Consider the following 21141-nt stretch of genomic DNA (forward strand, 5'->3'; position numbering starts at 1 on the left):
TTGCCACCATCTTGTTTTGCTTTGGCCGACGGACCATCAGTGGGCTCACGTTGTTCATTACTTTTCTCCAGTGCTGCAGACGTCGATACGTTGTCTATACGTTTTCGATGCAATCAGAACATTCGCGAACGTCAAGCCCCACCCATAGTTGGCGCCGGAACAGGGGGGTGTTCCCGCCTGTTCCCGGAAAAATCCTTTTGAATCAGAGTCAGCACAGGCCTCACATACCTCACAGGGGTTTGCATGAGTTTGTCGAAAAGCAGGAGGACTCCTTACCTCGCGAAACTCCATTGCAAACCGCAAATGCGCCTACCCCCTGTTCCGCCGTTCCGTTGGGATTTTTCACCACTAACTTCCTGATTGAATTCTGGTTACAGCGGAACAGGGGGCGTGTTCCTGAAAGACCACGCCCCTGTTCCGATCCAGCTATCGAAGGCCAATCAGCCGGTTCGGAGAGTTTCGGCAAGCCTCCGTTCCTTTTCACCCAAGCGACGCAGCAATTCCAAGCCCGCGATGTGCTGTTGCACATCTCGCCGCATGCTCCAGTGCAACGGGGGGCCTTCGAGAGTGAGACCGTCGCCAACGGAGATGTAAACGACTCCGACGACGACGCCGTGAGCAATCTCGTTCGCAAAAATCTGCGTCGCCGTCATGAGCGAGCAAAGCGGGTCAAGGTCATTCCCCTGAAGAACCATGCCCCAAACCCCCGCAGAACCCTCCACCTGTAAGCGCCTGCGAATGTGAGCCAACAAAAGCGCACCTGCCCCACAGGATGGGTCTAGAACCTCATACAGTGTTGGTCGCATTGGGGTTGCGCGGTCGAGAAACCGTGCGGCCCCCGTTGCGAGGTTAGGAGGTGTGAAGAATTGGGCCAGTTGTCTTGACCCAATTGAGTGCTGGTGCATGTCACCAAGAATGTCCGCAAACGGCTCCGCGCGCACCACGGCGTCGAGGTAGGCGCTCGCCGCTTCAACGGAGGGCTCGTCGATGACGTTCCGCTCTTCCAGAAAAAAACCAAAATCGAACTCCGGTAAAGCCGCCAAACCATACTCATCGGAACCTGCCGACCTCGCTTGGTGAAGCGCGTTCGTCAACGCCGTCACGGCCATCCGGCACGTGATGCCGAGTGCATCACGCAGCTCGATTCCCTTCACATGCGCCAGCTGCTCGATGGCGCGCTGTAGTTTCTTAACTGGTTGTTGTTCTTTCTGGCTCATGGCGAAACCTCCGCCACATCTTCCCGTCCGTTAATGTAGTTTTCTACAGCGCTTTCGATTTCGGACTTGATTGCGAGATCCATAAACAACATCCGCGGCAGGGACCTGTCCGGTTGGGCCGGAGCCATCAACGCGAGGAGTTGAATTTCCGTGCCGATGAAGTTTACAAAGAATAAATCGGCGTCCGTCCATGTCTTATTCACCCTTTCGACGGACTGATAGCACGCCTCAATTGCTTCAAATGGGAAGCTCTTAATTTGAGACTGCCCGAGGGCTTTAATGATCTCCCTGGTCAGCCTCGGGGTTGCGGCGAGGCCAATGACCGTATGTTGTGGACCAAACCGAAATTTCTTAAGCGGACCTCCATTCCATCCTCCTTCTCTAACAGTGATGGACACTCTGGAACCAAAATCCCGTTCGACCACGCCGAGCATCAGTTCATCAAATTTCGCCGCGGACATATAGGTATTCATGACTTTCTCCTTTTTAGAAGAGGCACCACCAATCGGCAACTCGTGGAATCGAAGATTTCGGGAAAGTGGCCGCGCGGGAAGGAAAGGCTTTCGGCAGCTCCCCTGGTTCCCCCGCTTGATTGCCTTCGGTCGCGCCGCGGATTGCTGAGGCGCCCCTCGATGGTTCCTGCGTTGATGGCAGCGATGAGGCGATTGAACGCTCACTGCTAGACTCCAAAAGCTTCACTTAGCGCGTCCAACAGATACGGACACCCGACCAAGGCCTCGACGAAATCCTGCGTCGTGCCTTCCTGCTTTGCCGCCTGCTCGGCGTGGACCTCCGGGCTTCCTTTCCAGTATTTGGCGGCTTCTTCGCCGGCCTCCGTGAAATATTCCTCGAACGCTTCATCATCGAGACGGAACCATGCGCGCGCGCCGGCGAGAGCTGCCCGTAACGCCTCCTGGGAAAGCCCTTCCATCTCTTCGAGAACATCAAGCTCGTAGCGGTCGAGCGGTCTCCTTAGAGCGGGGCAAATACTGCCCCGCCCTTCCACAAGGCTTAGCACGCTGCTCAGTTTGTCCATTTCACTTTGTTTCATGATTTTCTCCGCCTAAAAGGGGCCGCCAATCGGCACCCTGTGGAAGCGAGGCTTTAGGGAAAGTGGGCGTTCGGGAAGGAAAGGCTTTGCTCGGGTTCCGGCCGCTCTTGACATCGGCCAAGGCCAGGTCGAGCAATTTTTTTGCGGTTCCATAGTCGAGTCGGCGTCGGTAGAGACCGTCGCGACGCAAGCCCTTGAACGCGGTGAGCAAGGAGTCCCCGCTCCGCTCCCGAAAGCGATTCAGCCAGTGATTGGCGGCGGCGATAACGTCGCGCTCCATGCCGCGGGGGCATCCAGCAATACGGGTGATTGAACGCGACTTCCCGCTCACGTCGCCTCCGGGGATCTCCTCGCCGGAAACGAAAGCAATGCTCGCCCCAGCTAGGTTGTCGAGAGCGCGCAAACCGACGCTTCCCCCGCTCGCATTGAATTTCCATCGGTGTGCGGCAGGAGCCGCCGGCAGCACGTTCTTGAGTTGGCTATACGGCCCGAGCAGTCGGTCGCCGCTCCATACATCAAAATCCCCGCATTTTCCCGGCACGAACAGGGCCAGACAAACTGGATGCTCGGTGTCGTGGAACATGGGCTCGGCCAGGGAGACCACGCTGTGTAAGCGGTCGTGAAACAGGCCTGCGGTGATGAACGATTCCGGCACAACAGCGGCCACGAAATCGCAGTGCTGGAGCATGACGTCCAGTGCAACCTTGTAGAGGTCGTCGTGCGCAAAGGTAGGAAACTCTAGGCCTCGCCGCGTGGCAGAGTTTTTCGCCAGATACGGCGGGTTCGTGACGGCAACGCGGAACCCTCCGGGAAAGTTCTTCAACGAATCGCCGCGCCGGATGGCCCAACCTTCGGCGAATTGCGATTTGGGTTCAATGTCCCAGCACGCCCACGCAGGCAACCATCCTGCCTGCGCGGCCAGGCGCACGATGTGGTTGTCCCCCGCAAACGGTTCGATAACCGCCCGGTCGTCCGTGGGCAACAAGCGCCGCCAACGTTTGAACGCCTCGTGGTGGAATGGGTTTCCGCACGTGAAATACTGTCCAAGCCTCCGCTTGTTCGAATTGGCCTTCGTGGTTTCCACCGTCTGCTCCTCGCTTCGGAGCGCTGGCAATCAGCGCTGAAGCGGGGCAAGCAATCGGGAAAGTGGAAGTGCGGGAAGGAAAGTCTTTCCCCACCGCGAAAAAGAAAACGGCGCCTTTCGGCGCCGTCTTAAATTGAACGTTTACACGTTCCGTTTACGCTGCTTTTTTCCTGCTCCTGGACTTCGCCCCTTTCTGCCACACGCCAGCCTGATCCGTGCCAAGCAGGATGAGACGACCTTCGATAGTCCCTGCGTTGACCGCAGCAACGAGGCGCCCGCGAGCCTTTTCCCCGTAAGCGATCGCAACCGACGGGCTGACCGCGGCGTTCTTTTCCAGTCCGTCTGCGTCGCTGAACTTCAAGCGCGACGCGAAGAAAAAAATCGCCGTCGTGTTGGGATGACGAAAAACGTTCTGGTGGAAATAGCCGGTTTCAGTGCGAGCAAAGATGAGCGTGATGCCGTTTCCATGCTGTGCCGCCTTTGCCATCCATTCACCCATCCCTTTGCCGTAGGGCGGGTTGTGGAACACAAACGACTCCTTCGGCCAAGGCGTCGTGAGCCCGTTATCGCTCGGGCGCAGCATACGGGTTGCTGTGCGCCAAGGCATACCCGACTCTGGCGTGGCCGGATCCAGGTCAAACGGGCCCAGTGCCTCGATCAACGACCGCGGCGTGAGCCACGTGGTCGTTGTCGTGGCGTTGGGATTGCGAAGTGGCACTGTAAGTGCGCTCATGACTTTCTCCTGTTCCAAATAGCACCGGGAATCGATGCCTTCGGATGAGGAGGTGATCGGGAAAGTCGGAGCCCGGGAAGGAAAGGCTTTGGGTGGTCGTGCGTCCGGCTTACCCGGACTCTTTCGCCGTCTCGGTCAGGGCCAGGATGGATTCGACGGCGGCGGTATACAAGGCCGCCCAGGGCGCGCGTTCGTCGGGGTTGAGCCAGACGCGACGGGTGATTGCCTCGTCCAACGAAACGTTTTCGATCTGCCCGCCGTCGCCCAGGATCTTGGCGAGTTCTGGCACCGAGAGGGAATGACGGACTGCAAAGCAGGCGATTGCGCCGCTCGGGGAAATGATAGTCATCAGAACTTTCTGGACCGCGCCCACATCGCCGCCGGCCTCCCGGTTAGCGAGCTTTATGAGGTCCCTTTTAATTCTTTCGTCACGGGTCAGCGGGCCCTTGCCTTCCTTCTTGCGTGTCACGCGAGTAACCGCGGCGTCTCTCCACACGGTCTGGACGTGGTGCTCAAAGTCCTTGTTCCACTGCGCGATATCAACATGTATGACGCGGCGTTCTTTCCTCTTGCTGATCCGTTTCGGCTGAGCGCCCTTAAAAACCCCCGTCTGCCTGCTGCTCATTGCTCCTTTAAGCAACATTGCCCCCCGGTGCGTAGTCTTGACCGGAATCCAACGAATTGGCTTGAAATTTTTCTCTCGGTAAGCCAAGCCGCTGACGGTTCTCAAGCGGCATCGAACTGCGGCCATGTAGGGCGGCATCTTATGGTCGTCCGGAAGCAACGTCACCGCGTTCACCAGTGCGTCGAAGCCATCACCCACCCGCTTATTCTTCAGCTTGATCAGGATTCTTTCTCGGTGTGCGATCCAGTTATCGATTTCCGGCATGCCTAGAGCCTCTTGCAGCGTGCGCCCGGGTGGTCGGGCTTCCCGCATTTCGGGCAACGCTCGGCGCCGGCCGCCGAGAACAGCCCGTCCAACGCGAGCGCGGACGTTTCCGCTGCCCGCGCTTCACTCTCCCTCAGACTGCTTTGCACAGCGCCATCGAGCGTAGCGTGGTAGTTCTTTCGCGTGGCCTGGTCAGCCCATGGGTGCGAAGCCAGCACCTCGGTCAAAGAGTGGAAGACAACGGCGTGCCGCTCGCCGGCGAGTGCTTCTAGCCATTCGTCTTGCGTGACGGCCAAGGCGTGCCCGACCACGCGGCCCGCGCTCACCACCCAGGGCTCAGGCCGCATGGTGTCGGCCACGAGCGCAAACAGCGGCGCGTCGGCGTCTTCATGTTCTTCTTCAAATCGCTTGCGCCATTTCTTGAGCGCCGGAACACGGGCGGCCTGGTCCGCGATATCGCGCGGCTGCCGTCGGATGGTGAGATGCTCGCCCATGGCCCAGATGGTGACCGGCTCGCCCAATCGCCGTCAACGGGCTCTCAAGTCTGCTGCTTGCCAGGCTCCGGCACGGATTGCCGCAGGTCGTGCTCAAGACGAACGGCGCGGTCGCGCTGTTCCTCCCTGTCGGCCAATCCGCGCAGCGCTTCCGTGTAGGTCGCCACCCAGGCCGATCGTTGTTCCAAGTCGGCCCACGCTCGGTCGAAGGCCTCGGGCAATGTCAGGATCTCCACCGAACACTCTTCGGCGACCTGGTCGAACACCTCATCGTCGATGGTCAGCAAATGTCCCAGCAGTGCGCCGGCGTCGTCGATGGCCCACGGTTGCGGCGCAAACAGCTGGGCCGCGGTGTCGAAGACGAAGCGCTTGCCGCTGAGAATCAGCTTCTCCAGCACAGTTGCCGTGTGGCGATGGCGCAGCATCGCCGCAGACCTGCGCAGCGTCTGGATGTCATCGAGCAGACGGTCCTTGGCTTCCTCACGCCGCCGCGCGATGGTCTCCGCGGCGCTTTCTGGTCGTCTTCTTGCTTCCACTGGGCCTGGCACGATAAAGGGGCACCTTTAATTCTGGATCGTCCCGCTCATCGAGCAGTTGGCGGTCAGACCCCTTCAGGATATTCCAAGCGCGGGGGCTGGTGCGAACGATCGCCTCGTCGACCTTTTCCATGGCCTCGCGCAGCTCTGGCCATTCTTGCTCGGAGTATCGCTCGGACACCTTGGCCATTCCGCTGCCGTCGTCGGGCTTGTGATGATGGAGGAGCTGGCTGACGACGTTGCCGGGCAGGAGTTTTGCGGCAAAGCGTCCCATCGTGCGCCGGAAGTCGTGCGGCGTCAGGCCGATGTCGATTTCCTTGGCGAGGTTGAGCAACCCCGCGTCCTCACGCACCGTGGTGAGCAAGGACTTGCTGTCCGAGTAATACCCGTCCTTGGCCTTGGGGTTGCGCGCCGGAAACACCCACCGCCGCGCGTTATCCAATCGCCACTGGGCGCGCTCGTGCAACGCAACGGCCTTGGCTCGTTTGATGTAGTCGATGGTCTGCTCGCGCACTTTCGCCGCCTGCTTCTTCCCCCGCTCTACCTGGCGTTCCAGGAGCTGCTCAACTTCCTTGCGGGCGGCCGCCCGCCACCGCAGCACCTTTTCGGCAAAATAGGCCACCGGTAGCAGCTGGAACTCGCCGCTCTTGGTGTCGTGGAGGAAGACCTGCGACCCGCGCAGTCCGGTGGTCGGGTTCCTGACATCCGGACGGGGGGCCAGCCAGGCCCACGAGGCCAGTTGCAGGTCGAGCTCGTCCTTCGAGCAGCTGTCATACCATCGAAGGCGTGCGCCCTCGTTTCGGCGCGTGCCCCAGAGCAGCATGAGTAAACAGTAGTCGATGGCGGTGGAGTTCGCGCCGCTTTTCATGTCGCGACGTGCCAGCAACGACTTGAGCACGTTGGGAAGCGACTTCTGCCCAGTCTGGGTGTCGTCGACGCCCAGCGGGTTCCGAACCCTCGCCGCCTCGTAGTGCTTGCGCAGGTCCCGCGTCGAGCGGAAGAGCTTTGTCTCGATGAGGACGTCGAACGGGTTGTGGAACAGCACCGGTGTCCTGTTCTCGCGCGTGGCGTTCTTCCGCTCCGCAGCCAGCACGCGCTCGACCCCGCGCCGAGCATCGCTCATGGTGTGCTCGGCGGCGGCCAGGCCGGCCGCGTAGGCCAGCTCCACGGTTTTTCCGGTCAATCCTAGTTTCGTCACGAGCTCGCCGCGTTCCAACTCCCACCAGGGACCGTGACGCTTGAGCTTGGTTCGCGCTGCTTCCGGCAGACGGTTCGATCGCAACATGGCCGAGTGCCTAAGGCGATTCCAGCCGTCCGTCACTTCCTTGTCTGTCAGCTGAGCGATCTCCTGGGAAGCCAACCCGACCTCGGGCCGCTCCAGGCGTGCCAGCGAATCCCTTGCGCCATCGACGCCGGCGGACTTCACCTTGCCGCGGCCCTTGAGGCTGGTGAGGTGCTCAATGTAACCGCGCATCGCGTCGCCCACGGTTGCCGACTTCGCCAGGCGAGTTGCCGCCACAAGGCGGGTGCGCTCGCGGGGATCCTCGCCCGTCTGACGTATGTGAATCTTGTGCTCTTGCGCGAGCAGCTGCGCGTCCTTGACGGTCAGCAAATTCACCTCGCCCAGCGATATGCGAACAGCCTTTTTCCCGATGCGCGTCCGGAGCTCATAGAAGCCGCCCTTCGGGCCCACGTAGACAGTCAGTCCTGTCCCGTCCAGCACGAACCGGTAGGGTTTCCCTCCAGGGTTCTCCACCATCACTGTTCCGCCTTTGCGGTTCAGAGCCGGCCTCGTGTCGACGTTCAACTCTCGCAGTTCGCGAGTGGTCAGGTGATACTTCTCGCCCGTGCCCTTTGCCATGATGAAGAGACCCCACGGTTGTGCCCAAGTGTGTCCACAGGGAAACCGCGAAATTCGCGTTTTTCATGGACACATGGATATTAGGTCATTTTGTTCTCCCATGACACAAAATGGACACACCGAGGGGCCTTTTTTGAAGAATTCGGGAATGCTGAACCTTCCGATACGCGATCGAGATCGAGCTAAGTGACTGATTTGCCGCCAACCCCACCCATCGAGCCCCGGCACCAAGAACATACGCCGTTGATGCGCCAGTATTTCAGCGCCAAGGCGGAGTATCCGGACACGCTCGTGCTCTTCCGCATGGGCGATTTCTACGAGCTGTTCTACGACGACGCGCGCAAGGCCGCGCGCCTGCTCGACATCACCCTGACCCAGCGCGGCGCGTCGGCCGGTGCGCCGATCCCGATGGCCGGCGTGCCGTTCCACGCGGTCGAAGGCTATCTCGCCAAGCTGATCAAGCTCGGCGAGTCGGTCGCGATCTGCGAGCAGATCGGCGATCCGGCGGCGGCGAAAGGTCTGGTCGAGCGCAAAGTCGTGCGCGTGGTCACGCCGGGCACGGTGACCGACGAGGCCCTGCTCGAAGAGCGCCGCGACAATCTTCTCGTTGCGATCGCCGCGGGCAAGACGAGCTATGGCCTCGCCTGGGTCGATCTCGCCGGCGGCCGTTTCCTGCTCAGCGAAGCGGCGAACGCGGAACAGCTCGCCTCCGAACTCGCACGCCTCGCACCCGCGGAAACCCTGGTCAGCGAAGACGTCGCCTGGCCGAACTTCGTCTCGTCCCTGCCCGGTCTGCGCAAGCGCGCGCCGTGGCATTTCGACACGGAGACGGCACAGCGCCAGATCACCAAATTTTTCAATACGCGCGACCTGTCCGGATTCGGCATCGACAATATGCCGCTCGCGATCGCCGCAGCCGGCGCCCTGCTCGGCTACGTCAGCGAGACGCAGAAATCGGCGCTGCCGCATCTGTCCGGACTCGCCGCCGAAAATCCGAACGAGACGATCGCGCTCGACGCGGCGACACGGCGCAATCTCGAACTCGATACGCACCCGAGCGGCCGCCACGAACACACCCTGCTCGGCGTGCTCGATGCGACGATCACACCGATGGGCGCGCGCACGCTGCGCCGCTGGCTGCATCGGCCGCTACGCGACCGCGAAACCCTGCGCCGCCGTTATCAGGCGATCGAGAACCTGATCGAGCAGCGCCGCTTCGACAGCCTGCGCGAAGTACTGCGCGGCGTCGGTGACCTCGAACGCATCCTCGCGCGCGTCGCGCTGCGCTCGGCGCGGCCGCGCGATCTGTCGACACTGCGCGACGGCCTGCTGTCGCTGCCGGCCCTGCGCGCCGCGGTCACTTCTGCGCGCATTGCCGGCGGTGAAGATCGAGAAGCGGCCGCGGACTCTGTTCAATTCGGTTCGCCGCTGATCGAATCGCTGCTGGAACGCATCGGCGAGCACACCGAAACCGCCGAACATCTTGCCCGCGCCGTGCTCGAACAGCCGCCCGCGCTGCTGCGCGACGGCGGCGTGATCCGCGAGGGCTACGACGCCGAACTCGACGAGTTGCGCACGCTGTCGACCAACGCCAATCAATTTCTGATCGATCTCGAAGAACGCGAGAAAGCCGCGACCGGCATTCCGACGCTCAAGGTCGGCTACAACAGCGTGCACGGCTACTACATCGAGATCAGCAAAGGCCAAGCCGACAAGGCGCCGACCCACTACACGCGGCGGCAGACGCTCAAGGGCGCCGAGCGCTACATCACCGAAGAACTGAAATCGTTCGAGGACAAGGTGTTGTCGGCGCGCGAACGTGCGCTGATGCGCGAGCGCGCGCTGTACGAAGCCCTGCTCGATGTCCTGATCGAACGCCTCGCTGCGCTCAAACAAGCCGCGTCGGCGATCGCCGAACTCGACGTGCTCGCCGCACTCGCCGACCGCGCCGACGCTTTGAACTGGCGTGCGCCGCGCCTCGTCGATGCGGCCGCGGTCAAGATCGTGCGCGGCCGCCATCCGGTCGTCGAGCAGGTACGCAGCGATCCGTTCGAGCCGAACGATCTCGTCTTCGACGGCGAGCCCGAACGCGGCGGCCGGCGCATGCTCATCATCACCGGTCCGAACATGGGCGGTAAGTCGACCTACATGCGCCAGAACGCGTTGATCGTGCTGCTCGCGCATATCGGCAGCTTCGTGCCCGCGGACTCGGCCGAGATCGGGCCGATCGACCGCATCTTCACGCGCATCGGCGCAGGCGACGATCTGTCGCGCGGGCAATCGACCTTCATGGTCGAGATGAGCGAGACGGCGAACATCCTGCACAACGCGACCGAGCACAGCCTTGTGCTGATGGACGAAGTCGGCCGCGGCACCTCGACCTACGACGGCCTTGCCCTGGCCCAGGCCTGCGCCGTGCAGCTCGCGACCAAGAATCGCGCTTTCACCCTGTTCGCGACGCACTACTTCGAACTGACCGAACTCGCGGCGGCGTATTCCGGCATCGCCAACGTGCATCTCGACGCGGTCGAGTACGACGACCAGCTCGTGTTCATGCACGCGGTCAAGGAAGGCCCGGCCAGCCGCAGTTTCGGCCTGCACGTCGCCGCGCTCGCCGGCGTACCCAAGGCGGTGATCGCCGATGCGCGCAAGCATCTGGCCGCGCTGGAGCGTTTCGGCCAGATCCAGGGCGCGCAACGCGCATCCGCATCGAACGCGGTGGAAAAAGAACCGTCGCCGCAAATGGGCCTGTTCGAACTTGCCAAGCCGAGCGCGGTCGAAGACGCGCTGCGCGAGGTCGACGCGGATGCGTTGACGCCGCGCGCGGCGCTCGATCTGCTCTACCGCCTCAAAGGTTTGATGTAGGCGCAACACACCGCACCTGCATGTCCGTCGTTGCCGCGAAAGCGCGAATCCCGCTTCTGATCCTGCTCTTCGCCGAAGAGCATTGAGAAAGAATCGGATTCCCGCTTTGGCTCGAATGACTGGATGAGAGCGCATCCGCAACAGATTAGAATTCGCACATTCCAATGGAAGCCCGCCCATGCGCCGTTTTCTCGTCGTCATCCTGCTGCTGATCGTGGCCGCCGCCGCGGCGATCTATTTCTGCCCGGCCAGCATCGGCTACCGCTATCTGATGAAGCCGTCGAAGACGGTCGTCCTCTCGGACCTCAGCGGCACGATCTGGAACGGCCATGCCGCGAGCATCGCCGTGCACGACCGTCCGCTCGGCCAGCTCGACTGGCAGTTGCACTTCAAGCCGCTGCTCGAAGGCCGCCGCGTCGCCGACTTCAGCATCGCGGGCGATGCGCTCAAGGCGCAGGGCACGCTGACGCGTTCGCCTGCCGGCAACACCTTCGACAATCTGAGCTTCAGCCTGCCGGCAAGCGCCGCCGCCGGCATGCTGCACTTCGAAGGCAAGGCTGAAGGCGACATTCAGGGCACGGCGAGCAGCCTGACCCTGCTCGACGGCTGGCCGACTCAATTGCGCGAAGGCAAGTTGCGCTGGGACAAGGCCAAGCTCGCCGAGACCGATCTCGGCGCCATCGATGCCGCGTTCGACACGGCCGCCGACGGCAATATCGCCGGCACGCTCAAGAACACCGGCGGCGCGGCGCAATTCAACGGCGCGATCAAGCTCAAACCCTCGCGCGACCTCGAACTCAACGATCTTTCCTACAAGCTGCCGGCACCGCTCGCGGCGACGCTGCTGCGCATGCCGAACGCGAAACTCACCGGCGAGATCGATGGCCAGCTCGCCCACATCCTGTTGCGCAGCGGCTCCGCGCCGGCCGAAGCGCGCGGCAATCTGCACTGGAACGACGCGGCGACGGCGAGCGTCTCGCATGAGTTGCTCGGCAACGTCGAAGCCACGTTCGACACGGCTGCCGACGGCGGCGTCGCCGGCACGCTCAAGAACGCCGGCGGCAGCGCCCAGCTCGCGGCGAAATGGAAGCTCGGCGCCGACCGCGCGCTCGAACTGAACGACGCGACGCTCAAGTTTCCCGCATCGCTGCTGACGCCGCTGATCCACCTGCCCGGCATCGAAGTCAGCGGCGACGTCGACGGCAACTTCGCCCGCCTCGCCCTGCGCGACGGCCTGTGGCCGAGCACGGTCGCCGGCAAGCTGGTCTGGCACGGCGTCGCCGTGGCCGGCGCGCGCCAGGCGACGCTCGGCGATCTCGAACTGAATCTCGGCACCGACCCCGACGGCAGCATCATCGGCGTGCTCAACGATCTCGGCGGCCCGCTGCAGATCAACGGCACGTTCAAGGCGACGAAGACCGCGTACGACGCCGCCGCGCAGCTCACAGCACGCGGCGACGCGGCGATTGCCGCCGCGCTGCGCAAGGTCGGCACGCCGCAGCCGGACGGATCGACGATCGTCCAGGCCAAGGGCGAGTTCAAATAGCGCGCGGCGTTTGCGCGGCGCGCTAAGAGGATTCGGCCTGTCCCTGCCGGTTCTCTATCGCGCCGCAAAGCCGCGGGCTTGATCAATCGAACCCTTAATTGCGCCGGGCCGATAAGCCCGCGTGCTACATCGCGTCGATATCGCCGAGCGCGATGATCAATCTGCGCGCGCGCTTGTCGGGCTTGGTCGGCGGCTTCGCGTAGCCGGTGCGTTCGAGGCGGCGGCGTTCGGCCGCTTCGGCGCGAGCCGCGCGGCTCGCCTCACTCTCCCGGTACAGCGCCTGCGCCGCCGCAGCCGGGCCGCGCTGACCGTGTACCCCGACAACTTCAATTTCGAAGCGCTCTTCTCCGCGCACGATATCGAGGCGGTCGCCGATATGCACGGCTTTCGCCGGCTTGCCTGCGCCCTGATTCAGCTCCACCTTGCCGCCTTCGATCGCCTTCTTCGCCAGCGCACGCGTCTTGAAGAAACGCGCCGCCCACAGCCATTGATCGAGCCGCACCGTCTGCGGCGATTCGTTCGCCTGATTCGTCATCGACATCGATTACCGTTCAGCATTCGGCCATCCACATGGGCCGCATGTGCATAGACTAGCGCGTCGCAGGTCTCGCAAAAAGTTCTCACAGTTTGCGTTCGAGCTCGACGCTGCGCGGAACGGCAAGACCGCCGTAGCGCTCGTCGAGCGCCTGCAGCCGCTCCTGCGCTTCCTGTTTTTTGCCGGAAGCGACCAGCGCTTCGACTTCGCGCAACTGCGCATCGATTTCGTGCGCGCGCCGATCGCGGCATGCGGCCAGTTCGACCGCATCGGTCTTGCGCGGCGCGGCCAGTGTGCTCAGCGCATGTTCGAGCGCGGCGGCATCGAGCAACTCGTGGCCGCGGCCGCGCATCTCCTGCGTCTGCAGGTGGGTGATGCACAGCTTGCGCGCCGAATCGCGGCTGTGCGCATCCGCGGCAAGGCGTTCGTCGTCTCGACTGCCGGTGACGTAGACGAGACGCGTGCCTTCCTCGAACTGACGGAACAATTCCGGCGCCGGCGGCGGTAAGGCCGCGCTGCCGAACGAGTCGCTGCCCGCGTTCAACACCGCGCCGCGGAACACGTCGGGAAACGCCAGCGCCACGCGCAGCGCGACGCGCGAGCCGCCCGACAAACCGCCGACGTAGGTGCGCGCGGGATCGAGCGGATAAGCCTTGGCGACATTGGCGTAGCCGAGCAGAGCGAGCGGAATGCGCCGCGAGAACACGTTCGCGACATTGCCCGATTGGGCAGCGGTCACGCAGATCATGCCGAGGCGGTCGAGCACCGGCAGCCAAGCCGGCGGAATCGCCGCTTCGTCCATCGGCGCAATCCAGACGAGCAAGCCGTAGCTGCCCGACGCCGGCGGCTCTTTCGGCACGTACAGGGCGAACTGCTCGCGGCCGAGATCGACACTCTGCGCCTGCGCGGCGCCCTGGCCGGCCTCGGTCAGCTTCTCGCGCAGGCGCAGCGCGAGCAGCGGGCGGAACAGCCGGTCGATCAGTTCGGCATTGCTCGCGAGCGGCGAATAGTCGTTGAAGACGACCGCGTTCTGCATACCGACCGGTGCGGCGGCGAAGCAGCACACGTTGAAAACCAGCATCACGCCACCGAGCATCCGCGCGCGCCGCCGAGCGCTGCAGCGCATGCGCTTGCCCAGGCCGACGCCGATCGCGTTTCGAGCTCGCATCTTGTGCATTATCGCTCCGCGCGGACGGGCGCGAAACTCGCTCGCGCCGGCTTCTCCGACGCGAGCCAGGAGACCGACGCTCAGTCGGCGATGCCGTGTGCGTGCAGCACGTCCGAGATATCGAAGCGCCAGATATTGCGCGAACCGTTCAGCGGGCCTTCGAGCCGGCGGGTCAACGACGCGGTGTCGTCGAGCAGCTTCGGAAACTTCACTTCGGCGACGCGATTGCTCGCCACGTACAGCTCGCCGAAACCGCGGCCGAGCGTCGGCGCGTTTTCCAGGTACTTGCTGTTGACGTCGCCGCCGAGGTGCTCGGGCTTGCCCCACTTGCCGTCCGGGTCGCGGAACGCGATATAGATGTCCGCGCGGCCAAGCGAGTCGCCTTCGTTGCCGGCGTAGACGAGAAAACGCTCGCGCGGATCGACCGCCGGGTCCATGCGATTGCGCTTGATCTCGCCGAGGTCGAGCCGCTCGGGATTCGCGTAGCCGTCGCCGTTCGGACGCGCCACGTAGATTTGATAGGCATCGCCGGAATCGTCGCGGTGCGCGGAAAAATACAGATCGCCGTTCGCCGCGAGCGACGGATTGTAGATCTGGTTGCCGCGGTTGATCTCGCCGTCGACATGCACCGGCCGGCTCCAGGCGCCGTTGTTCTGGCGCTCGACGTACCACAGGTTCTTGCCCGGGAAATGCTGGCCTTGCATTTCCACGGTCAGCGGCGGATCGCCGGGCTTCGACGGCCGGTTGGAAACGAAGTACAGGCGCTTGCCGTCGGGCGTCAGCGCCGGTTCGGAGTCGTGCCACATGCCCGAGAACGCGGCGACCTTCGGCGCGCTCCAGCCTTGCGCCGTACTGCGCGATTCAAGAATCGTGTCGTCGGACTCGTTGAGATCCGAGCGCATGAAGTAGACGGTCTTGCCGTCGGGCGTGAACGTCGCGGTCGTTTCCTGGAATCCAGTCGAAACCGCGCCCGGAGCGAACAACTCTCCCGCCCGTGCGCCAAGCGCACACACCAAACCGATCGCAAGGCCGCAAAAGCGCGCGGTCGCGCACAAAACCATCGTCTTCTCCCTAGATTCGATCGCGAGCGGACTGTGCGGCCGGCGAGCGATTTCGACATGTGCCGAAAGTTAGGCCCCTGCTGCGCACGCCGCCCGGAAGCCGCCACAATTGGGTCTGTTAGCCGCCGCAACAACGCGATAAAAAAACGCTCCCGGACCGCCACTCAAGAAACCCGACGATGAAACGTTTGCCTCTGCCCCTGATCGCCCTGCTGTCGACCGTCTGCACCGACGCCGCGTTCGCTGCCGACGATCCGCTGACCCGCCCCGTGCCGGCCGACAAACTGTGGACTACCCCGCACGAACCGCAACACATTTACGGCGACACCTACTACGTCGGTTCGGCCGGCCTGAGTTCGGTGTTGATCCGCACCGACGAAGGCCTGATCCTGATCGACGGAACGCTGCCGCAGTGGGCGCCGCAGATCGAGGCGAACATCGCCAAACTCGGCTTCAAGCTCAAGGACATCAAGTACGTGCTCAACTCGCACGCGCACTCCGATCATGCCGGCGGCATCGCCGCGATCGTGCGCGACAGCGGCGCGGTGGCGATCGCGAGTCCGTCCGGCGCCAAGGCGCTGCGCGACGGCCACGTGGTCGCCGACGATCCGCAGGCGTCAGATACCGAGATGGCGAGTTTCCCCGCCGTCGCGCGCGTGCGCGAAATCGCCGACGGCGAGGTCGTGCGCCTCGGCAAAGCCGCGGTCACCGCGCATTTCACGCCGGGGCACACGCCGGGCAGCACGACCTGGACCTGGACGTCGTGCGAAGGCGCGAAATGCCTCAACATCGTCTACTCGGACAGCATCTCGGCGTTCGCCTCCGACGGCTTCCGTTTCCAGGCCGACGCGACGCACGGCGATCTCACCGCCTTGTTCCGCAAAAGCATCCAGACCGTCGCCAACCTGCCCTGCGACATTCTGATCTCGACGCATCCCGACGCGTCCGGCACCGACGAGCGCCTGGCGAAGCTCGCCAAAAAACGCGAGCCGAACCCGATGATCGACGCGGGCGCGTGCCGCCGCTTCGCGGCGAAGTACGACAAGATGCTCGACGAGCGCATTGCCAAGGAAAACGCGGCGAAGGCGAAATAGCCGCGGGCCGCGGCGACACGCCGTCAGGCAACGACGGCGAGTCTCTGCGGCTCGGGAATGCCGGCGAAAGCTTGCTTGAGGCCGTCGTTCCAAAGCCGGCCGAGCTCGCGGAAATACGGATCGTTCTCCTCGATGCGATGCTGCCGGCTCGCATCGAAGCTGTCGAGCGGATAGACGAGCAAGTCGATCGGCAGGCCGACCGAAATATTCGAGCGCATGGTCGAATCGAACGAGACGAGGGTCAGCTTGATCGCGTCGTTGAGCGCGAGATCAGGCGAAATCACGCGGTCGATCACCGGCTTGCCGTACTTGGTCTCGCCGTTCTGGAAGAACGGCGCTTCGTCGGACGACTCGATGAAATTGCCTTCGGAATAGACCAGGAACAGACGCAACCGCTCGCCGGCGACCTGGCCACCAACGATGAAGCTCGCCGACGCGTCGATGTTCTGCGCACGCAGATATTCGCCTTCGCGCTGGCGCGTGTCGCGCAAGGCATTGCCGAACAGCTCGGCGACATCGTAGAGCGAGCGCACCGAATAAATGTTCGGCTTGTCCGGCGATTCCAGCGCCACGCGCTCGATCTGGTTGATCGCTCCCTGCGAGATCGAAAGGTTGCCCGCGGACAGCGCGACGATCACGCGGTCGCCCTGGCGGGAAAACACATGCAGCTTGTCGACGCGGGAAATATTGTCGACGCCGGCATTGGTGCGCGTATCGGACGCAAACACCATACCGGCACCGAGCTTCATCGCAACACAGTAGGTCATTGGCAATCGGGTGACGAAGATTTTGTTTGGAGCGGATTTTATCTTTCCTTCGCCCATCGGGAGAAGGTGGTGCGCGGCGCCGGATGAAGGACAGGTATCTCAACTATTCGAGGAGCTTGAGAATTTGCAACGTTTTCCCCCTATCCGCCCTTTGGGCACCGCACCCCCACGAGAGAGGGGAAGCAAGGACTACTTCACTGCCTCCGGGGTCAGCAGGAAGTGCCGGTCGATTTGCCGGGCGAGCTCGAACAGCCGCGTCATCACGCGCCGCAGCCAGCCTTCCATGCCGGCCGCGAACAGATCGTCGATGCGGCCGTAGCGCGTCTCCGCCATCAGTGCGCCGGCCTGGCGCACGACCTCGTGGTTGCCGGGCCCGGCGAGCGCGGCGAGAGTGCGATGCACCGTCACCGTGCAGGTTGCGAGCGAACGCGGTGAATCCGGATTCAGAATCATCAGCTCGGCGACACGCTCGGGCAGGATCGTCTCGCGATAGCGACGGCGGTACATTTCCATCGCCGACAGCGCGTTGAGCAGTGCGCTCCACTGGTAATAGCCGAGCGCCGAACGCGCATCGCCCGCCTCGCTCTCGGCCTGCGAGTACTTCACGTCCATCAGGCGCACGCACCAGTCGGCGCGTTCGAGAAAGGTGCCGAGGCGCAGAAAATGATACGGATCGTCGCGGCCGAGCGTGCCGATCGTGACGCCGCGGAACGACGCCGAACGTGTCTTCACCCATTCGATGAAGCGCGGCAGGCCTTCGTCCTCGAAGCGCTGCTGGCCGATCTGGCGCATCTCGATCCACGACGTGTTGAGATCCTCGTACATCTCCAGCGTCACCGCGCCGCGCTGCGCACGCGCCGACTCGCGCGCGGCGCGGATACAGGAATAAATCGAGGACGGATTCGCCGGATCGAGGCACAGATAGCGCAGCACTTTGTGCGCGACGACCGGCCCGTTCAGGCGCGAATACGCCTGCACGGTGCCGAGCGCGTCGAGCGCGCGGCGCCAGGCGCCGGCTTCGTGGCGCGCAGGATCGAGACGCTCGGGCAGCAGCGCGATGCGCTGACTCACGTCGACCAGGCGCGCGGTGTTCTCGGCGCGCTCGATGTGGCGGGCGGTCCAGTACAAGTCGTTCGCGGTACGACAAAGCATTCGCCTACTCCGTCATTCCGGCGCACGCCGGAATCCATTTTGATCCCGGTTCGATGCGAGCGGCAGTAAGGGAAGACACTGGATTCCGGCTTGCGCCGGAACGACGGCATAAACAAACGCCGCTGCGTGTCATTCTTCCAACACCCACGTGTCTTTGGTGCCGCCGCCTTGCGACGAATTGACCACGAGCGAGCCTTCGGCGAGCGCGACGCGCGTCAATCCGCCCGGCACGATATGGATCTCCTTGCCGCTGAGCACGTACGGGCGGAAATCGACGTGCCGCGGCGCGAGGCCGCTGGCGACGTAGGTCGGGCACGAGGACAGCGCCAGGGTCGGCTGGGCGATGTACTTCGACGGCTCGGCGAGGATGCGTTCGCGGAACGCGGCGATCTGCGCCTTGCTCGCCGCCGGGCCGACCAGCATGCCGTAGCCGCCAGCGCCGTGGACTTCTTTGACCACAAGTTCGGGCAGATGGTCGAGCGCATAGCTCAGATCTTCGCGGTCGCGCAATTTATACGTTTGCACATTGTATAAAATCGGTTCTTCGCCGAGATAGAAGCGGATCATGTCGGGAACGTAGGGATAGACCGACTTGTCGTCGGCGATGCCCGCGCCGATCGCGTTGGCGAGAGTGACGCGGCCCGCGCGGTAGGCGGCGAAGATGCCCGGCACGCCGAGCATCGAGTCCGGCTTGAACACGGTCGGATCGAGATAATCGTCGTTGATGCGCCGATAGATCACGTGCACGCGCTGCGGCCCCTGGGTCGTGCGCATGTACACGGTGTCGTCGCGCACGAACAGGTCCTGGCCTTCGACCAGTTCGACGCCCATCTGCTGAGCGAGGAAGGCGTGCTCGAAGTAGGCCGAGTTGTGGAAGCCCGGGGTCAGCACGGCGACGGTCGGCTCGTCCACGGCATCGGGTGCCACCGAGCGCAGCACATCGAGCAGGCGGTCGGGATAGTGCTCGACCGGGGCGACCGAATGCATCGCGAACAATTCCGGGAACAGACGCATCATCATGCGTCGGTTCTCGATCATGTAGGACACGCCCGACGGCACGCGCAGATTGTCTTCGAGCACGTAGTACTCGCCGCGCCCCGCGCGCACGATGTCGACGCCGGAGATATGCGAATAGATGCCGCCCGGCACGTCCATGCCGCGCATGACCGGCTTGTACTCGGCGTTATGCAGGATCAGATCGCTCGGCACCTTGCCCGCGGCGAGGATTTCCTGGTCGTGGTAGACATCGTGGAGAAACAGATTGAGCGCTTTGACACGTTGGCGCAGGCCCGCGTCGAGCATCTTCCATTCGTCGCGCGGGATGATGCGCGGCACGATGTCGAACGGAATCAGCCGTTCGGCGCCTTCCTTCTCGCCGTAGACAGCGAAGGTGATGCCGACGCGGTGGAACAGCACTTCGGCCTCGCGCCGCTTCTGTTCCAGCCGGCCCGAAGGCATGGCTTTGAGCCAGTGATCGAAATTCCCGTAGTGCGGCCGCGCCGCACCGTTCGCTTCGGGCCCGATGTTGTCGAACATCTCGTCGTAGCTGACCGGCATGCGTCTCCCTGCGGTGCATGGACCCCATCAGCCTCGCCCGTAAAACGAGACACGGAGCACGTACCGCACTGCAGCAAACTATTCGCCGCGCGTCAAGCGGCAAATGCGTCCGGCGCTCAGGCCGGATCGACTTGCGTGCGTACCGACAGTTCGGTGCCGCCTTTCATCGGCAGGCTCATCGAACGGAAGCCGTTGGCCGGATCGCGGATCCAGGCGAGATAGTCCGGCTCGGCATTGTCGTTGAGCGCGATCGCCCCACCCTGCATCTGCGGCGCGATCAGGCGCATCACCTGCAGCGCGAGCGACGGTCCTTCACCGAGCGGCCAGCCGTCAATCAGGGCGAAATCGACATCGCCGCCGAGATCGCGCAGGGTTTCGCGCGCGTCGCCTTCGCGGATCTCGACGTAGTCGGACAAGCCGGCCTCGACCAGATTGTGCCGGGCCACGGCGATCTTCTCCGGCACGATCTCCGAACCGATCACCTTGCCGCCGCCGTTGTCGCGCATCGCCGCAGCGAAATACAGCGTCGACAGGCCGATCGACGTGGCGAACTCGACCACGCGCTTGGCGCGCAGCGAGCGGCACAGCAGATAAATCAATTCACCCTGGTCGGGATGGATCGAAAAGCCGTATTCCGCATAGGCATGCGGATCGCGGTCGCTGCTGTGGTTCGGCCCGCCGTTCGACGGACGCCGATAAGCGGCCTTCATGCGCGCGATTACCGCTTCGATGCGCGCATCCTGCAGCGCGCTCGGTGCCGGAGGCGGCGTATCGACGCCGCCGGCGAGATTGAGGATGGCCATTATTCGTCTCCGCGGATTTCGGCCGCCGCGCGGCGCAGGATCTCGGCGATGCGCTTGGCCTCTTTGGGACCAGCGTGGCGCTTGTCGCGCAGCGCGGACTTGAGTTCGCGGCGTGCGAGCCAGGCGTCGCGCCAGATGCCGCCGCGCTGATCCTCGTCGTCGTCGGGGCCGGAAAAGGCCTCGCGCACGCGGCCCATTCTGCGGCCGATCAGTTCGAGTTGCTCGAGCATCGCGTCGGCCGCTTCGCGGTGATCGTCGAGATACTTGCGGCCTTCGTCGGTGATCGCATACAGCTTCTTCGCGCCGTCGGCGGTGACGCTGGCGTAGCCGACCTCTTCGAGCCAGGTCAGCGCCGGATAGACCATGCCGGGACTCGGCACGTAGAAGCCGCCCGAGCGCTCTTCGAGCGCCTTGATCAGCTCGTAGCCGTGGCTCGGACGATCGGCAAGCAGGGCGAGCAGAACCAGTTGCAGCTCGCCCGAAGCGAGCTTGCGCCCGGTGCGGAAGCCGCCGCCGCCAAAGCCCGGACCGCCGAAGAAACCGGCGCCGAAATGGCCGAAACCGCGGCCGTGGCGGCCGCGGCCGATACATAGGGCCTCACCGAAGTCTTCAGCGAAGCGATGCAGTTTGTCGTGGAAACGATGATGGAAATAGTGGTGCATTGAGATTCTCCGTATTATCGACAGCTATATCGTAAGATATATTTCCAAGATGTCAACAACCCTATG

General features: G+C 63.4%; 20 protein-coding genes. 3 read left to right on the forward strand and 17 right to left on the reverse strand.

The window, feature by feature from the left end:
• Nucleotides 1-440 precede the first annotated feature (440 nt).
• From FFS30_RS11520 to FFS30_RS11560, 9 genes are all read right to left on the reverse strand, one after another.
• On the reverse strand, nt 441-1217 hold the full coding sequence (locus FFS30_RS11520; RefSeq protein WP_137913273.1) for a hypothetical protein: 777 nt from the start codon (nt 1215-1217) through the stop codon (nt 441-443).
• A complete protein-coding gene (locus FFS30_RS11525) occupies nt 1214-1690 on the reverse strand; it encodes a hypothetical protein (RefSeq protein ID WP_137913274.1) in 477 nt (158 codons plus the stop codon). Before FFS30_RS11525 ends, FFS30_RS11520 begins: the two co-directional genes overlap by 4 nt.
• Nucleotides 1691-1896: 206 nt before the next feature.
• The gene (locus FFS30_RS11530) at nt 1897-2268 is read right to left on the reverse strand and encodes a hypothetical protein (protein WP_137913275.1); all 372 of its coding nucleotides are present in this window, start codon (nt 2266-2268) and stop codon (nt 1897-1899) included.
• The gene (locus FFS30_RS11535; protein ID WP_137913276.1) at nt 2255-3352 is read right to left on the reverse strand and encodes a hypothetical protein; all 1098 of its coding nucleotides are present in this window, start codon (nt 3350-3352) and stop codon (nt 2255-2257) included. The genes FFS30_RS11530 and FFS30_RS11535 overlap by 14 nt, the downstream gene beginning before the upstream one ends.
• Before the next feature lie 154 nt (nt 3353-3506).
• On the reverse strand, nt 3507-4085 hold the full coding sequence (locus tag FFS30_RS11540) for a DNA N-6-adenine-methyltransferase (protein ID WP_137913277.1): 579 nt from the start codon (nt 4083-4085) through the stop codon (nt 3507-3509).
• A gap of 109 nt (nt 4086-4194) precedes the next feature.
• Nucleotides 4195-4974 carry a hypothetical protein gene (locus FFS30_RS11545; RefSeq protein WP_137913278.1) on the reverse strand — a complete coding sequence of 260 codons (780 nt, stop codon included), beginning with the start codon at nt 4972-4974 and terminating at the stop codon, nt 4195-4197.
• 2 nt (nt 4975-4976) lie between these two features.
• Nucleotides 4977-5468 (reverse strand): hypothetical protein, encoded by a 492-nt coding sequence (locus FFS30_RS11550; protein WP_137913279.1) that lies wholly within the window; start codon nt 5466-5468, stop codon nt 4977-4979.
• Nucleotides 5469-5512: 44 nt separating this feature from the next.
• The gene (locus FFS30_RS11555; protein WP_137913280.1) at nt 5513-6004 is read right to left on the reverse strand and encodes a hypothetical protein; all 492 of its coding nucleotides are present in this window, start codon (nt 6002-6004) and stop codon (nt 5513-5515) included.
• Entirely contained in the window at nt 5949-7865 is a 1917-nt protein-coding gene (locus tag FFS30_RS11560; protein WP_137913281.1) for an integrase family protein, read from the reverse strand. Before FFS30_RS11560 ends, FFS30_RS11555 begins: the two co-directional genes overlap by 56 nt.
• Before the next feature lie 246 nt (nt 7866-8111).
• Here FFS30_RS11560 and mutS point away from each other — a divergent pair, with 246 nt between their 5' ends.
• Nucleotides 8112-10730, forward strand: a complete 2619-nt coding sequence (gene mutS, locus FFS30_RS11565; protein WP_137913282.1) for a DNA mismatch repair protein MutS — start codon at nt 8112-8114, stop codon at nt 10728-10730.
• Nucleotides 10731-10908: 178 nt separating this feature from the next.
• Entirely contained in the window at nt 10909-12276 is a 1368-nt protein-coding gene (gene gspN / locus FFS30_RS11570) for a type II secretion system protein N (protein WP_137913283.1), read from the forward strand.
• Between the two features lie 124 nt (nt 12277-12400).
• Here gspN and FFS30_RS11575 read toward each other — a convergent pair whose 3' ends face one another.
• From FFS30_RS11575 to FFS30_RS11585, 3 genes are all read right to left on the reverse strand, one after another.
• Nucleotides 12401-12811, reverse strand: a complete 411-nt coding sequence (locus FFS30_RS11575; protein ID WP_137913564.1) for an RNA-binding S4 domain-containing protein — start codon at nt 12809-12811, stop codon at nt 12401-12403.
• Between the two features lie 85 nt (nt 12812-12896).
• The gene (locus FFS30_RS11580; RefSeq protein ID WP_137913284.1) at nt 12897-13988 is read right to left on the reverse strand and encodes an alpha/beta hydrolase; all 1092 of its coding nucleotides are present in this window, start codon (nt 13986-13988) and stop codon (nt 12897-12899) included.
• A 71-nt stretch (nt 13989-14059) separates the two neighbouring features.
• Nucleotides 14060-15040, reverse strand: a complete 981-nt coding sequence (locus FFS30_RS11585) for a PD40 domain-containing protein (RefSeq protein ID WP_137913285.1) — start codon at nt 15038-15040, stop codon at nt 14060-14062.
• A 179-nt stretch (nt 15041-15219) separates the two neighbouring features.
• Between FFS30_RS11585 and bla the strand changes: the two genes are divergently transcribed.
• A complete protein-coding gene (gene bla, locus FFS30_RS11590; RefSeq protein ID WP_137913286.1) occupies nt 15220-16134 on the forward strand; it encodes a subclass B3 metallo-beta-lactamase in 915 nt (304 codons plus the stop codon).
• A gap of 23 nt (nt 16135-16157) precedes the next feature.
• Here the strand turns inward: bla and FFS30_RS11595 are convergent, their stop codons facing one another.
• The 5 genes from FFS30_RS11595 to FFS30_RS11615 all read right to left on the reverse strand — a co-directional run bounded on the left by FFS30_RS11595 (nt 16158) and on the right by FFS30_RS11615 (nt 21075).
• Complete coding sequence (locus FFS30_RS11595; RefSeq protein ID WP_137913287.1) at nt 16158-16901, reverse strand: peptidase; 744 nt, start codon at nt 16899-16901, stop codon at nt 16158-16160.
• Between the two features lie 189 nt (nt 16902-17090).
• Entirely contained in the window at nt 17091-18053 is a 963-nt protein-coding gene (locus FFS30_RS11600) for an alpha-E domain-containing protein (protein ID WP_137913288.1), read from the reverse strand.
• 129 nt (nt 18054-18182) lie between these two features.
• Complete coding sequence (locus FFS30_RS11605) at nt 18183-19589, reverse strand: circularly permuted type 2 ATP-grasp protein (protein WP_343182327.1); 1407 nt, start codon at nt 19587-19589, stop codon at nt 18183-18185.
• A gap of 137 nt (nt 19590-19726) precedes the next feature.
• Nucleotides 19727-20413, reverse strand: coding sequence for a class I SAM-dependent methyltransferase (locus tag FFS30_RS11610; RefSeq protein ID WP_137913290.1), 687 nt, complete (start codon nt 20411-20413; stop codon nt 19727-19729).
• A complete protein-coding gene (locus FFS30_RS11615; protein ID WP_137913291.1) occupies nt 20413-21075 on the reverse strand; it encodes a PadR family transcriptional regulator in 663 nt (220 codons plus the stop codon). Before FFS30_RS11615 ends, FFS30_RS11610 begins: the two co-directional genes overlap by 1 nt.
• Between the last annotated feature and the right edge of the window lie 66 nt (nt 21076-21141).

The organism is Rudaea sp. 3F27F6 (genome assembly GCF_005503555.1).
GTDB lineage: Bacteria > Pseudomonadota > Gammaproteobacteria > Xanthomonadales > Rhodanobacteraceae > Rudaea.

Bases quoted from the DNA above. Each gene is read 5' to 3' on its own strand.
- FFS30_RS11520 (WP_137913273.1), bottom strand. From the start codon at position 1,217: ATGAGCCAGAAAGAACAACAACCAGTTAAGAAACTACAGCGCGCCATC.
- FFS30_RS11525 (WP_137913274.1), bottom strand. From the start codon at position 1,690: ATGAATACCTATATGTCCGCGGCGAAATTTGATGAACTGATGCTCGGC.
- FFS30_RS11530 (WP_137913275.1), bottom strand. From the start codon at position 2,268: ATGAAACAAAGTGAAATGGACAAACTGAGCAGCGTGCTAAGCCTTGTG.
- FFS30_RS11540 (WP_137913277.1), bottom strand. From the start codon at position 4,085: ATGAGCGCACTTACAGTGCCACTTCGCAATCCCAACGCCACGACAACG.
- FFS30_RS11545 (WP_137913278.1), bottom strand. From the start codon at position 4,974: ATGCCGGAAATCGATAACTGGATCGCACACCGAGAAAGAATCCTGATC.
- FFS30_RS11550 (WP_137913279.1), bottom strand. From the start codon at position 5,468: ATGGGCGAGCATCTCACCATCCGACGGCAGCCGCGCGATATCGCGGAC.
- FFS30_RS11560 (WP_137913281.1), bottom strand. From the start codon at position 7,865: ATGGCAAAGGGCACGGGCGAGAAGTATCACCTGACCACTCGCGAACTG.
- mutS (WP_137913282.1), top strand. From the start codon at position 8,112: ATGCGCCAGTATTTCAGCGCCAAGGCGGAGTATCCGGACACGCTCGTG.
- gspN (WP_137913283.1), top strand. From the start codon at position 10,909: ATGCGCCGTTTTCTCGTCGTCATCCTGCTGCTGATCGTGGCCGCCGCC.
- FFS30_RS11575 (WP_137913564.1), bottom strand. From the start codon at position 12,811: ATGACGAATCAGGCGAACGAATCGCCGCAGACGGTGCGGCTCGATCAA.
- FFS30_RS11580 (WP_137913284.1), bottom strand. From the start codon at position 13,988: ATGCACAAGATGCGAGCTCGAAACGCGATCGGCGTCGGCCTGGGCAAG.
- FFS30_RS11585 (WP_137913285.1), bottom strand. From the start codon at position 15,040: ATGGTTTTGTGCGCGACCGCGCGCTTTTGCGGCCTTGCGATCGGTTTG.
- bla (WP_137913286.1), top strand. From the start codon at position 15,220: ATGAAACGTTTGCCTCTGCCCCTGATCGCCCTGCTGTCGACCGTCTGC.
- FFS30_RS11595 (WP_137913287.1), bottom strand. From the start codon at position 16,901: ATGACCTACTGTGTTGCGATGAAGCTCGGTGCCGGTATGGTGTTTGCG.
- FFS30_RS11600 (WP_137913288.1), bottom strand. From the start codon at position 18,053: ATGCTTTGTCGTACCGCGAACGACTTGTACTGGACCGCCCGCCACATC.
- FFS30_RS11605 (WP_343182327.1), bottom strand. From the start codon at position 19,589: ATGTTCGACAACATCGGGCCCGAAGCGAACGGTGCGGCGCGGCCGCAC.
- FFS30_RS11610 (WP_137913290.1), bottom strand. From the start codon at position 20,413: ATGGCCATCCTCAATCTCGCCGGCGGCGTCGATACGCCGCCTCCGGCA.
- FFS30_RS11615 (WP_137913291.1), bottom strand. From the start codon at position 21,075: ATGCACCACTATTTCCATCATCGTTTCCACGACAAACTGCATCGCTTC.